This is a genomic window from Algoriphagus sp. oki45 (genome assembly GCF_036245605.1).
Taxonomy (GTDB): Bacteria; Bacteroidota; Bacteroidia; order Cytophagales; family Cyclobacteriaceae; genus Algoriphagus.
Map to the genome: position 1 here is coordinate 971,531 of NZ_BTPC01000002.1, position 12,469 is coordinate 983,999.

The following is a 12,469-nucleotide window of genomic DNA, read 5'->3' on the forward strand; positions in this document are numbered from 1 at the left end:
TCTTTTCACCCCCCAATCCAATCCAGATAATTCCCCGAATGAATCAATTCAAAGTGCGCTTGAGGATAGGCTTTTGACCAAGCAGTTGGGGCTTTTGGAGTTTTATTCAGGGAGTATTTGAATTCGTAGCTTCGTAATTGATCACCTTCTTCTTCCACCCAATCCAATTCTTGCTGATCGTATGTTCTCCAGAAGTAATTGTTGCAGTGCATTTGAGTATAGCTCTGGAATTTCAGGCGCTCAGCTGCCAAATAATTTTCCCATAATTCTCCTACATCCATTCTTAAATTCAGACGATTGAAGTTCTGAATCAAGGCATTTCGTACGCCATTGTCATAAAAGTACCAACGGCTATTTTTGACGATTTCCTTCCTTAGATTTTTGCTGAATCCGCCGATTCGGTATACTACAAAAACTTTGGATAGCATATCCAAGTATCGTTCTACCGTATTTTTGGACATGCTGAGTTGCCGGCCCAGCTCTTCTAGTGAGACTTCTTTCCCCACTTGAAAGGCTATTAGTCTCAGCAAGGAATAAAGCTTCTCTGAGTTTCTGATTCCGTCTACCATCAAGATGTCCTTCAGTAGGTAATCATTCATGATTTGGTAGAGATAATCCTGTTTATCTTTCCAGTCCGGATATTGGTTTAACTCCGGATAGCCTCCAAAAATGAGTCGCTCTTCACGTTTTTCCAACGTGGTCTTATAATCTTCCCGCTCCTTGAATTCCATTTGAGCTAAAGGAAAAAGGTAAAGGGTGTTTTTCCGTCCGACCAATGGCTCACCCACTTGCTGATGAAGGTCAAAAGCTGAAGATCCCGTAGCGATCACATGAATTCCCTCGATGGTATCTACGATAAGCTTTAAAGCCATTCCGATATCAGGTATGTGCTGCGCCTCGTCGATGACAAGGAGTTTTTTACCTGCTAGCAATCGGGTATAATTTGCGACAGACCTTTCCTGAACCAATGCCGCGTCTGTGACGTCATCGCCGTTTATGGTGAGTCTTTCTTCAGTTTTCCACCGGGAAATATAGTCTCGGATAAAGGCAGTCTTTCCCACTCTTCTTGGGCCGATCAGCATCAGCACCTTGTTGGGTCTTAGCTTTTTTTCAAAAACTTCCTGAATCGCTCTTGGATAAATTACCATTAAATATCTTATATCACTGAATATCAGTCTAAAATTGACTCATTCATTCAATAAATCCAAATTAAGTTGACGTAATTTATGTTAATTCCGTCAGTTATTTGACGCAATTAACGTTAATTCAGTCAATTAATTGACGCAATTCATGTAAATTCCGTCAGTTACTTCCTTTTAGGAAAAGCTAATTTATGTTTTCTGTACTCATTTTTCCCAGCCTTTTGTAACTTACTCCTTACCACCAAACCCAATCCATCATGCGTTTAAAATTCAGCCCCCTTTTCCTAGGGTTGCTTTTGCTTTTGTCACCCGAAAGTGTCTTTTCACAGAAATCCAAAAAGAAATCTGAGCCGGCTCAAGAAGTCAATTATGATACAGCACTTTACAATGCCATGGAATTCCGTCTTGTCGGACCTTTCCGGGGAGGTCGCGCTACGGCCGTGGCAGGAGTAGTTCAGGAACCTTTGACTTTCTATCAAGGCTCAGTCGGCGGAGTATGGAAAACCACCGATGCCGGTGAAAGCTGGTTCAATGTTTCCGACGGATTCTTTGGCACTGCATCCGTAGGTGCTATCACCGTTGCGGAATCCGATCCAAATGTAGTCTATGTAGGAATGGGAGAAGCGCCTGTCAGAGGAGTGATGACATCTCATGGAGATGGAGTCTACAAATCAGTGGATGGAGGAAAAACCTGGAAGCACATAGGGCTTTCTGAGGTCCGACAAATTTCCAAGATTGTAGTTCATCCAAGCAATCCTGACCTAGTCATCGTGGGTGGACAGGGAAGTCCCTACGGCGCGACCGATGCCAGGGGAATCTATCGCTCCGAGGATGGAGGGGAATCTTGGGAGAAAGTCCATTATGTAGACGAAAACTCCGGAGTTTCCGACCTCAGTATGGATATGACGAATCCACGAATGATCTATGCTGCCTATTGGGATCATCGAAGATTTCCCTGGAAGGTACAGAGTGGAGGCCCGGGTTCAGGAATCTACAAGTCCTCGGATATGGGAAAAACCTGGACCAAACTTAGCGAAGGTCTTCCTAAAGGAGTGATGGGGAAAATCGGAATATCCGTTTCCCGTGCCAATAACAATATCGTCTGGGCTATCATCGAAGCCGAAGACGGTGGGCTTTACCGATCTAATGATGCGGGGAAAACTTGGAAATTGGTCAATGAGGATCGACTCCTTCGGGCCCGATCTTGGTATTACATGCATATTTTGGCTCATCCTACCGAGCCGGAGACAGTTTACATTATGAATGCGCCTTTGGTGGAGTCCAAGGATGGGGGGAAGACATTTGTCAATCTCCGAACCCGTCATGGTGACAATCATCAGCTTTGGATCAATCCGAAGCATCCCCAATACATGGTTAATGCCAATGACGGGGGAGGAAACGTATCTATCGATGGCGGTAAAAATTGGTCCCGTCAGGATAATCAGCCTACTGCTCAATTCTATCGGGTAAATGTGGATCAGCAATTCCCTTATCGCATTTATGGAGGTCAGCAGGATAATTCATCCGTTTCTTTAGCCTCCCGTGCAAATGGTTCAGGAATCGGCTGGGAGGAGTTTTATCCTGTGGGTGGCTGCGAATCTGCTTATTCTGCTTTCGACCCGGAAAATCCAATTTACATCTATTCGGGCTGCTATCAGGGCATCATCACGGAGTGGAATGCAAAGACTAAGCAGGAAAAGGACGTGATGGCCTATCCTTACCAAGGCTTGGCTTCCAAGCCAGCCGAAGTCAAGTATCGATTCAACTGGAATGCACCCATCATTGCTTCCAAGCATGATCCTTCGGTGATTTACCATGCCGGAAATGTGATTTTGAAGACGACCAATCGAGGATTAAGCTGGGAGGAAGTTTCGCCGGATTTGACCAAAAATGATCCAGCCCATTTGGATTATGGTGGAGGTCCGATTACCAATGAGGGTGCCGGCGGGGAGGTTTTCCATACGATTATGTATTTGGCAGAATCTCCGCATACTCCGGATGTCTTGTATGCCGGTGCGGACGATGGTTTGCTTCATGTCACCAAGGATGGAGGCCAAAGCTGGTCCAATATCACCATCCCCAATACACCCGAAGGCATGGTCAATCAGATCGAGGTATCTCCTCATGATCCAGCGACCGTTTATGTGGCCTTTACCAGTTACAAATACAATGACTTCACCCCTCATATTTTCAAATCGACCGATTACGGCGCCACTTGGACCCGCTTGGTCAATGGAATAGCGCAGGAAGCTTTTGTAAGGGTCGTACGGGAAGATCCTAACCAAAAGGACTTGCTGTATGCTGGTACAGAGACGGGTCTCTATGTCTCTTTCAATGGAGGCCAGCAATGGGAAAAATTCCAGCAGAATTTGCCGGTAGTGCCCATCAATGACCTGATGATTCAGGACAATGATATGATCATTGCCACTTCCGGAAGGGCATTTTGGGTGATGGATGATTTGAATCCGCTGTATGAACTGAAAGCTGCCGCAGACGCTAACTTCTACGTTTATGAACCTGAGGCTGCGATTCGTGATTTTGCTTTCCGTGGAAATAATCCACAAGCAGGGCAAAATCCTTATCCCGGATTTTCAGTGATGTATTACCTAAAAGAAAATGTGGATTCGGTGCTTTTGGAAGCCGAATTTCAGGATATGAGTGGAAAAGTGCTACGCAAATTCACGACTGATTCGGAGGCTAAAACCGGGAAAATCAAGAAGAAAACCGGTATGAATCGCCTGAATTGGGATTTGAGTCTGGATTCTTTTGAATCTGTCAAAGGTGTGTTTTCAGGAATCGGTTCTTCGGCCCAGCGAGTGATTCCCGGTAAATACAAATTGGTGATGCGCTACGGAGACCAGGAGATCAGCAAGGAAATAGAAGTAAAGCCCGACCCAAGATGGACCGTTACAGCTACACAGTATCAAGAGCAGGATGCTCAGTTGACGAGCCTTCGAGAAGCGATCATTGATACCCGTTCGATGGCTGAAGATTTACGCAGTATTCGCACACAGATCACAGATTTGCAAAGTCGAGTCGATTCAGAAAAGTATGAGGCTTGGCATACTCAGGCCAAAGAAGTGCTGACAGCCATCGATGAAGCCGAGTCAGAATTGATTCAGACTAAGCAGAAGACCTTCCAGGATGTGATTAATTTCCCGAATAAACTGGATGCCGACCTCTTGCATATCTATGGAGCAATCAATGAAGGTGAACCTCCGATCACCGAGGGCCAAAAGCAACGAGCCAAAGATCTTATGGATGTTTATGAAAAAGTCAAAGGGCAAGTCGAAAGGGTAATGGCTTCTACCCAAGCCTTAGAAAAGTCCATGATCGATCAGAAAATTCCGATTTTGGGACCAAAGAAGGATTAAGGAGATAAAATATCTCCATTGCGAGGCTTTACATTTAAGATAAAGCTGAAAACGAAATGAAAATTTCCAATAGCTCCCGAATTCTGGTCACCCTGAGCGGAGTCGAAGGGTTCTCGACTCCGCTCAGGGTGATCCATTTTATAAAGCCTCTATTCAACTTTTTCCATCCTCACAAGTTTCTACATCATGCACGAACACTACTTCCAATGCCCTCATTGCTTTCAGGAGATTTCTATGTTGCTTGATCCCTCAGTTTCCAGGCAGGAGTACATTGAGGATTGCGAAGTTTGCTGCAATCCCATTGAGCTTCATGTGGAGTTTGAAGAGGGAGAATTGGTCTTTTTTGAAGCCAACTCGATCGAGCAATAATGCTGTTTAAGGACACAGATAGTTTGGAAGATATCTGGCAGGCGGTCAAGCACGAATTACATCGCGGGGCTTTGAACGTCAAGCACCCCTTTCATTGGGTTAATTTGGGGACGGTTTCTGGGGATTTTCCCTCAGTTCGTACGGTGGTGCTAAGAAAGGTAAGTGAGGAGCTTCATTTTTTTGTCTACACCGATTATCGGTCTGAAAAGTGCTCGAACTTACAGCAAAATTCCAACGCATCCCTTCATTTTTACCATCCCAAAAAGCAGGTTCAAATCCGGATAAAGACTCAGGCTAAGCTTCATTTTCAGGATGATTTGTCTAAAGAAATATGGAAAACAATTCCCGTCCACCGAAGGTCAGAATATACCTGCGCCCTAGCTCCGGGAACACCCATTTCTAATCCTCAGGAAGGAGGGAAGCAAGGAGATTTAGAAAATCACTTTTTCTGCGTTTTGGAATTTTCTCCGATGGAAATCGAGGTTTTACAGCTTCGAAGAGAAGGACATCTTCGGGTGATGTTTTCCAAGGATAAGGATTGGAAAGGGGCTTGGTTGGTTCCTTGATTTTTGGGGTGATTTTACTTTCCAGAAAGTATTCTCAACAACTCATGAACTGAAATTGCCGGAACAGAAGAGGATTTAAAATCTTTAAGATTTCGGGTTATGATATAATGCACGTCTCCAATGTGCTCTGCAGTGCTGATTTGAACCGCATCTTCAAAGTCCTTATGATTTGACTTGAGCGCAGTCAAAAAACCCTTGGAAGTTACATCAGCGATCGTAATCATCTCGGCTAATTCGAGGAGTGTTTCTCTGAGTTTTTTGTCCTCAACAAACTTTTTCAAAACATAATGGGTATTGGCCAAAACATGTGTAGAGGTGAAAAGATCAATTTTTCCGTCTTCTGCAAGTTGAAAAAGAGCTATTGCTTCCTCCGTAAATGGCGGCCGATTGGTCAAAAAGTCAATGATGATATTGGTGTCCAAAAAAAGCTTCATCTCAGGTGCTTTTCTTCTAAGCCTTTTCTCAACTCTTCCTCCCAATCAAAGTCAGAAGGAACTTCGATTTTCCCTGAAATACGTTTGATTTTCGCTGAAATTTGAGTGGATGAGGATTTCTCGGTCAGGTTTTCAAAAAAATCCTCCACAAGACTCGAAAGACTTCTTCCGGTTTGGGAAGCATAGATTTTTGCTTTCTCAATGATGTCCTCATCTAAAGAAAGAGTAAGCTTTTTATTCATACGTATAAAATTAATTCTTATACGTGAAATTTTCAAGCAGAGTCCATTTTTTGATCAGACATTCCACCAATAGGTGAATTTTAGCACGATTGAGCGGTTTTTGGTATAAAATGGTGCTGGTAGATAATTATCCGTGTACACGATAAATAAGTCCGAAGCCGGCTGAAATCTCCACTGGAAGCGGGTATTCAGGTTGATGTTTTTGATCTGCTCATTGTATTGAACAAAGGCCGTGAAAAAAAGCGTATTGGTCATCGTCACATCCACCCGTGGGCCGACCAACCAAAAATTGGTCGTATTCCAAGGTTCCGGAAGTACGATCCGGTTGTAATTGGTGCTCATGGCGATGCTGACATAGGGCTGGAATCGATAGCCCAGCTCGGTGCTGATATTGTACCGATCCCCATCAGCGTAGTATCCGCCCATTCGAGTGGAAAAGCTGTAAGTGAATAGACTTTGAGGTTTGGAAGCATACTCGGTGCCCCAAGCTCTCCAAGTGTGAATGGTTCCTGCGGGCAGGGTTTCTCCCGAGAAATTGGTTGGGTCAAAAGGCCGTTGCAGCTTTACAAAATCATAGCCTGCCCACAGCATAAAGGTACTTTGGCTTCTCCATTTTACATTATATGCAGCATAGGTGGTGTTGTCGGTTTGTTCTCCAGAAGTATTGAAAAAGAAGTTTGTTCCCACATCCGGACCGTGGGAAAGGATCTTTTCGCTTTTTGGGAACCAGCGGTACCCTACTGTAGGACTGATTTTATAGAAGCCGTTTCTGGGTACAAAGCCCACCTCAGCAGTGTAGTTTTCAGACACATACTCATGCTGCCAGTTCCAAGTCAGGTTTCCTGAAGCGTAGCGGAGATTGGCGGCATGGACAAAGCCTTCCTGAGTGCCGTCCGGACCAAAACTTTTCAGAACCATGGCCTTTCCTGTCCAAAGGTTATTGGATGAAGCCAAATTGTATTCCAAACCTACATTGCGGTTGAATTGGCTGTAGACTGGATGCTCAGATTCGGGGTCCGGGTTGTAGTTCAGGGATTGCTTGTTGATCAGGATGCCGGTGATATTGGAGCGGGCACCAACCTGTCTTTGAAGAGCAACGACTGTGAAGTTTTGGGAAGGAAGGCCTTCTGAGTCGACGGCTCCAGTTTGCATATTCATGGCACCTATACGCCAGTCCTTGTTGATCTTTCCACTGAGTCGGGCTCCAAATTGGATTGGCGCATTGAGACCAATTCTTCTGGAGAAAAAGGGCCGAATGGTGCTGTAGCCGAAGTTGGCGAAGAGGTCTCCGTTTTCCAGAAAAAACTGCCTTCGTTCGGGGAAAAAGAGCTCAAACCGATCCAGATTGGTCACTTGGCGATCGACTTCTACCTGAGAAAAGTCCGGGTTCACCGTCAAGTCCAGATTCAATGAAGAAGTCAGGGCAATCTTGGCATCCATTCCAAACTCCCTCCGATACTGGGTTTCTCCCTCCGATTCGAAATCTTTGGACACCCCTCCCAACAGGTAAGGGATCACGGAAACATTGGCTCCAGCTTCCGGAGGGGCCTCATCCCAAACCAAAACGCCTGTGTAAGCCAAAGAAGCTGAAGGAAACTGACGGGGTACGGGTGCCCAGCCTGATTTTTCGGTGGCTTTTAGATCCAGTCGTGAGAAGTTGATTCCCCATTCTTTGATACCCTTTTTATACCGGATAGACTTGAAAGGAATTGCCGCTTCAAAGATCCATTTGTCTTCGTAATTGCTGACTTTGGAGGTCCATTTGTTATCCCAGCTCAAATCCACCGATCCTCCGTTGAACATGATTCCATCCCATTGGGCTCCAGCAGCATTTGCCCCGAAGGTGAAGCCGTTGGTCTGATCATCAAATGGGTCCATGAATAGCAGGAAGTTGTCGTTTTTACCAAAAGAGAAATCTCTTCGAAGCGACTCGACCATGTAAGGTCCCTCCAACAGATGATGATTGACCACGATGAGATATAGATTTTGATCATCGTAAGTCATCCGGACGTCCGTCTGCACCTGTGCAAAGCTGGTATCCATCGGTGTGATCATAAAAAAATCAGAGGCCACCTCAGCCTCTTCCCAAGCTTGCTCATCCATCACTCCGTCGATCAAAATCGGAGATGTAGCCCGCTTCATGTGGAGGCGGTAGGCATCATTGATTTTTTGAGCCTGAACGAGACTATTGCAAACCAGGGAAAGGAAGAGAAGTGAAGCGGTAAATCGGAGCATAGCATTTAACCTCCCAAAATTGAGAAAGGATGGCTTGGATTTCAGTGACAGGAGTCGCAAAAGGAAGGGTTTTATGGATTGATTTGGTAAGAAAAAGTCAGATTGATCTGCCGTCGGATAAACTGAGAGTCTCCTTCGGTGAAGAAATTTTCTCCTTCGATGATGTAGCGGTTTCTTCGGGAATTGAAGATATCATTGGCAGTCAATATCAGCCTGCCTCGCTCCTGCATGATTTGTTTGCTCGCCGAGAGATCAAGGAAGAAAATGCCTTTTCTGACTCCTTGAGCCGTTTTTTGTCGTGCATCGTAGTTTGCCCGCAGCTGCAAATCCCAGCCCCCATCCAAGGTGAACCTGGAGGAATGCCGGGCAAGGAATGAGGTAGTCCTTGCCTCAAAGTCCGCCTGAATATTACTTCCGTCGATATTGGCATGAAAGAAGTTCAGGTTCAGATCCAGCTTCCACCAGTCTTTGGGCCGGTAATCGGCACTGAATTCCAGGCCAAAGGATTTTTCCCCATTCAGATTATAAGGCAAAGTGGTCGCAAAACCTTCCTCATTTACTGTTCGGATCCGCTCGATTTTATCTACCGTGTTTCGGAAGTAAGCCGTGGAAAACAGGGTTCCTTTCTCGAAATACTTGATGTGCCCCAACTCAAAGGCATCGGTAAATTCCGGGTCCAGATCCGGGTTTCCGCTAAAGAAATTTCGCTGATCGGAAAAAGTCACATAGGGGCTGAGGTCATTGTAAACCGGTCTTCTCACTCTCCGGGAGTAGCTGAGTTGGAAGGCGTTTTCCTCGGAGACATTGTAAGTCAAATGAGCACTTGGGAAAAGATTGGTGTAGTTTCTGGGGTTGCGCTCGTTGGTTTCTGCGAGGATGGTTTCCACATCGGTATGCTCTACGCGAAGCCCTGCCTGATAGGTCCAGTCTCCGGTTTTATTGCCGATTATTCCATAGGCAGCAAGGATATTTTCATTGTAGAGGAAAATATTGTCCAGTCCGGGCAAGGGAACCAATTCCCCGCTTTCGTTTTCTTCGGAAACAATGAAGTCATTTTCCATTTCCCGAAAGCTCGTCCGCAGCCCGGTTTCGAATTTGCCCTCTGAGCCTATGGGTTTGACATAATCGAGCTGAAAGAGGTATTGATTTTCAAACTCATCATTGAGAGAAGTCTGCACCAAATCCTCTTCAGGAACTGGCTGTCCATTTGCATCAAAGCGGAATTCGGTGAATAGCTGATCGGAATTTTCCCAGTAGTTCAGATAGGTGAAATTAGCCGTCAGTTCATGTCCTTTTTGCCCAAAAGTCCGCTTGTAGTTCAAAGCTATTTCTGAATTGGGTTCTTTTTCCTTTTCATCCTGCCTGCGTAGGGAATAACCTTGGAAGTTGTCCAGAGAATTCAGGTAATCATCGTAGCGAATGTCGGTGATTCTACGACCGTCAGTTCTTCTCCAGAGGTAGGAAGCGGTGAAAATGCTTTGCTCCGAAAAGAAATAGTCCAATCCTCCCCGGATGCTGTTGTTCCAGCCGCGGAGCTCACCGGCATTAGCCTGACTGAGAATGAGTGTTTCACCGTTTTCGTAAACTTCCTGATACTGCTCACTGACGTAGGGCTGATAGCGTCGGGCGAAGCTGTAATTGATAAACCAGTTGATGCGATTTTTACGGTAATTCAGATTGGTGGAAAAACCCAAGTTGAGCGGGGTACCTGCTATCACCTCAAAGGAACCGTTAAAACCCTGATTGCTGTCTTTTTTCAGGATGATGTTGATGACTCCGGCCATGCCTTCGGCTTCGTAACGGGCGGAGGGATTGGTGATGACCTCGACCCGCTCTACCATATTGGCTTGCAGCTGTCTGAGCCCTGAAGAGCCTTTGAAGCTGACGAGTCCAGAAGGTTTTCCGTCGATCAAAATCCGGACATTGGAGGAGCCGCGAAGGCTGACATTGCCTTCGGTATCTACTGCTACTGAAGGTAAGTTCATCAAAATATCCGTGGCGGTACCTCCGGCATTTGCCAAATCTTTCCCCACATTAAAAATGCGCTTGTCCAGAGAAAGCTCCATCAAAGTCTTTTCGCCTTGGACGACTACTTCATCCAGTTTCTGATCAGATGCTTGAAGGGTGACAGTTCCTAAGTTGACATTTGCATTTGCTCTGGAGAGCTCAAAGACTGAGCTTTTGAAGGAGTCAAAACCCATAAACTCCACCAAAGCATAAAACCTTCCCAAAGGGAGGTCAATTGAAAAGCTTCCGTTGTCTTCTGTAATTCCACCTCCAATCAGACTGTCTCTTTCTGAATAAACGGCTACTGAGGCAAAAGGCAGGGCCTGTTTGGAGGTTTGGTCTTGAACCATCCCTCGTAGTTTCCCTTGAGAGAAAGCAGCACTGGTTCCTAATAGAAATAGTGCAAAAACGGCAAGGCAATACCGAAGGAGGCTTTTTGGGCGGTGCATAGGTTTTCAGGCTGGGAGGGCAAATGGTTAGTCTACCAAATTAGGTTTCAAAATTACCTCGTTATTTGGTGATATAGCCTCTCTTTTTGATCAATGGCAGGAGAAAATTTTGAGTTGAAAAAAGCTGGGATCTGATTAATCCCAAATAAAACTATTCAGTGACACTTACTGTCAAAAGTTAGTTCCAAAATTCTTTTGCCCGTAAATTTATCCCTGTAATCAATTCAAAATCAAAATGTGGATTGCCAGTAAAAATGGGTTTGTTTCTATCGTACAACATAGAGATAAGCCAGATCAGGTACTTTTTCGAGCTCGGGTTAGAAAGGATTTGGAATCACTTTTTCCAAAGGAAAGTATTCTCGAAACTCCCGAAGCGGACTATGGCTATCGGGTCTATGTCGGCAAACAGCAAGCGGTATCGGTCATTTCTCAGCAGGTGTGGGAAATAGACTATCCAAATTTCAAAAATGCCATCGCTCAGAACCCGGAGCAGCGAGACAAACTGTCTGCCTATCATGATATCTGGGGAGTGATGTGGGATTATGCCAAGAACCACTGATTGTCATGAAAGTAATATTTGTCATCGGGCCAAGTGGGGTAGGAAAAAGTAGTTTTATTGAGCGGGAGTATGCCGAAAAGAGAGAGGTCTGCATTTTCAATATAGCGAGGAAAGCAAAAGAGTTTTTTGGGAGCTATCAAGCGATGGAAGATGGGGATCAGGAGCTGAAAGCCATCAATGCCTCCTGCAGCGAAGCATTTATGTCCCTGATGGACGGGAAGGAAGTAGTGGTCGAATACTACACGGATGGCTATGATGATGGGCTTTTTGCGATGATCAAGAAAGCTAAATCTCTGGGGATAAGAACTGAGGTGATTGCGCTGACTTGTGAGGCAGATGAGGCTTGGAACCGGGTTCAAAAATCTGGATTGGACTATTTTCCTTCAATAAGGATAAAGGAAGATACCGAACTCATCTTCATGGGAGTGCTGGAAGATGTGGAGTTCAATCTGGACTTTGATCGGATTTGTGAAATTGGCGGGGAGGGAGGCACGATCAGTTTTTTCCGATTCAAAAAGGGAAGTCAGGATCGGTTTTTCTTCACTACGGATGAAAATGGGTATTTTGACTTTGAGCCTGACTTTGAGTTTGAGAAAAAAGAGGGGGTCAACTACATCGAAGAGTTCGACAATTTCAAGGAAGCTTTTACTGCACTCTTGGACAAATACCCGATTTTCGGTTTGGTTCCCTTGGAAGTCCATTCCCGATACAAATCTGAGTTTCGATCGGCCTATCACCACTACCTAGGGGGAAAGCAAGCCCTTCAAGCCAACCAAAAATGGAATTTCTACTTAAACTAATCGAAAGATGAACTATCAGGAAAAAGTAAAAGAGGCATTTGAAGCTTTAGAAAATGCTAAAATCCAGGTTTTTACAGCATTGATCAATGTGGCCATGGCTTCCGAATTCAAGGATATCGATGAGCTGTTTGATGAAGGAGAGCTTTTCTCTTTTAGATCCAGCGATTTTGATCATGCCTCTGATCCCAATATCCAAAGCCTTCAATACGTGGTCAAAGCTATGGAGATTGCGGAAGAAGAAATGATCGCCTGGAATGGACTCAATAATCTGAATCTGCAGGGGAATGAGTGA

General features: G+C 45.1%; 11 protein-coding genes. 6 read left to right on the forward strand and 5 right to left on the reverse strand.

What is annotated here, in order from left to right; all coding sequences use genetic code 11:
* Nucleotides 1–5: 5 nt before the first annotated feature.
* Nucleotides 6–1,148 (reverse strand): ATP-binding protein, encoded by a 1,143-nt coding sequence (locus AAA942_RS13805; protein WP_338220868.1) that lies wholly within the window; start codon nucleotides 1,146–1,148, stop codon nucleotides 6–8.
* Between the two features lie 251 nt (nucleotides 1,149–1,399).
* Between AAA942_RS13805 and AAA942_RS13810 the strand changes: the two genes are divergently transcribed.
* The 3 genes from AAA942_RS13810 to AAA942_RS13820 all read left to right on the forward strand — a co-directional run bounded on the left by AAA942_RS13810 (nucleotide 1,400) and on the right by AAA942_RS13820 (nucleotide 5,451).
* The gene (locus AAA942_RS13810; protein ID WP_338220869.1) at nucleotides 1,400–4,516 is read left to right on the forward strand and encodes a VPS10 domain-containing protein; all 3,117 of its coding nucleotides are present in this window, start codon (nucleotides 1,400–1,402) and stop codon (nucleotides 4,514–4,516) included.
* A gap of 186 nt (nucleotides 4,517–4,702) precedes the next feature.
* The gene (locus AAA942_RS13815) at nucleotides 4,703–4,885 is read left to right on the forward strand and encodes a CPXCG motif-containing cysteine-rich protein (protein WP_338220870.1); all 183 of its coding nucleotides are present in this window, start codon (nucleotides 4,703–4,705) and stop codon (nucleotides 4,883–4,885) included.
* Nucleotides 4,885–5,451 (forward strand): pyridoxamine 5'-phosphate oxidase family protein, encoded by a 567-nt coding sequence (locus AAA942_RS13820; RefSeq protein ID WP_338220871.1) that lies wholly within the window; start codon nucleotides 4,885–4,887, stop codon nucleotides 5,449–5,451. Before AAA942_RS13815 ends, AAA942_RS13820 begins: the two co-directional genes overlap by 1 nt.
* Nucleotides 5,452–5,465: 14 nt before the next feature.
* On the opposite strand, the gene AAA942_RS13825 is transcribed toward AAA942_RS13820, so the two are convergent.
* The 4 genes from AAA942_RS13825 to AAA942_RS13840 form a co-directional block, all read right to left on the reverse strand.
* Nucleotides 5,466–5,885, reverse strand: a complete 420-nt coding sequence (locus tag AAA942_RS13825) for a type II toxin-antitoxin system VapC family toxin (protein ID WP_338220872.1) — start codon at nucleotides 5,883–5,885, stop codon at nucleotides 5,466–5,468.
* Complete coding sequence (locus AAA942_RS13830) at nucleotides 5,882–6,127, reverse strand: DUF6364 family protein (RefSeq protein WP_338220873.1); 246 nt, start codon at nucleotides 6,125–6,127, stop codon at nucleotides 5,882–5,884. The genes AAA942_RS13825 and AAA942_RS13830 overlap by 4 nt, the downstream gene beginning before the upstream one ends.
* A gap of 54 nt (nucleotides 6,128–6,181) precedes the next feature.
* The gene (locus AAA942_RS13835; protein WP_338220902.1) at nucleotides 6,182–8,362 is read right to left on the reverse strand and encodes a DUF5916 domain-containing protein; all 2,181 of its coding nucleotides are present in this window, start codon (nucleotides 8,360–8,362) and stop codon (nucleotides 6,182–6,184) included.
* A gap of 71 nt (nucleotides 8,363–8,433) precedes the next feature.
* Entirely contained in the window at nucleotides 8,434–10,818 is a 2,385-nt protein-coding gene (locus AAA942_RS13840; protein ID WP_338220874.1) for an outer membrane beta-barrel family protein, read from the reverse strand.
* 235 nt (nucleotides 10,819–11,053) lie between these two features.
* Here AAA942_RS13840 and AAA942_RS13845 point away from each other — a divergent pair, with 235 nt between their 5' ends.
* Genes AAA942_RS13845 through AAA942_RS13855 form a run of 3 tightly spaced genes read left to right on the forward strand, consistent with a single transcriptional unit; the run spans nucleotide 11,054 to nucleotide 12,469 of the window.
* Nucleotides 11,054–11,377, forward strand: a complete 324-nt coding sequence (locus tag AAA942_RS13845; protein ID WP_338220875.1) for a hypothetical protein — start codon at nucleotides 11,054–11,056, stop codon at nucleotides 11,375–11,377.
* A 5-nt stretch (nucleotides 11,378–11,382) separates the two neighbouring features.
* Nucleotides 11,383–12,177, forward strand: coding sequence for a hypothetical protein (locus AAA942_RS13850; RefSeq protein WP_338220876.1), 795 nt, complete (start codon nucleotides 11,383–11,385; stop codon nucleotides 12,175–12,177).
* 7 nt (nucleotides 12,178–12,184) lie between these two features.
* Nucleotides 12,185–12,469, forward strand: coding sequence for a hypothetical protein (locus AAA942_RS13855; RefSeq protein ID WP_338220877.1), 285 nt, complete (start codon nucleotides 12,185–12,187; stop codon nucleotides 12,467–12,469).

Coding starts and splice junctions, on each gene's coding strand:
- AAA942_RS13805 (WP_338220868.1), bottom strand. CDS start 1,148: ATGGTAATTTATCCAAGAGCGATTCAGGAAGTTTTTGAAAAAAAGCTA.
- AAA942_RS13810 (WP_338220869.1), top strand. CDS start 1,400: ATGCGTTTAAAATTCAGCCCCCTTTTCCTAGGGTTGCTTTTGCTTTTG.
- AAA942_RS13815 (WP_338220870.1), top strand. CDS start 4,703: ATGCACGAACACTACTTCCAATGCCCTCATTGCTTTCAGGAGATTTCT.
- AAA942_RS13820 (WP_338220871.1), top strand. CDS start 4,885: ATGCTGTTTAAGGACACAGATAGTTTGGAAGATATCTGGCAGGCGGTC.
- AAA942_RS13825 (WP_338220872.1), bottom strand. CDS start 5,885: ATGAAGCTTTTTTTGGACACCAATATCATCATTGACTTTTTGACCAAT.
- AAA942_RS13830 (WP_338220873.1), bottom strand. CDS start 6,127: ATGAATAAAAAGCTTACTCTTTCTTTAGATGAGGACATCATTGAGAAA.
- AAA942_RS13835 (WP_338220902.1), bottom strand. CDS start 8,362: ATGCTCCGATTTACCGCTTCACTTCTCTTCCTTTCCCTGGTTTGCAAT.
- AAA942_RS13840 (WP_338220874.1), bottom strand. CDS start 10,818: ATGCACCGCCCAAAAAGCCTCCTTCGGTATTGCCTTGCCGTTTTTGCA.
- AAA942_RS13845 (WP_338220875.1), top strand. CDS start 11,054: ATGTGGATTGCCAGTAAAAATGGGTTTGTTTCTATCGTACAACATAGA.
- AAA942_RS13850 (WP_338220876.1), top strand. CDS start 11,383: ATGAAAGTAATATTTGTCATCGGGCCAAGTGGGGTAGGAAAAAGTAGT.
- AAA942_RS13855 (WP_338220877.1), top strand. CDS start 12,185: ATGAACTATCAGGAAAAAGTAAAAGAGGCATTTGAAGCTTTAGAAAAT.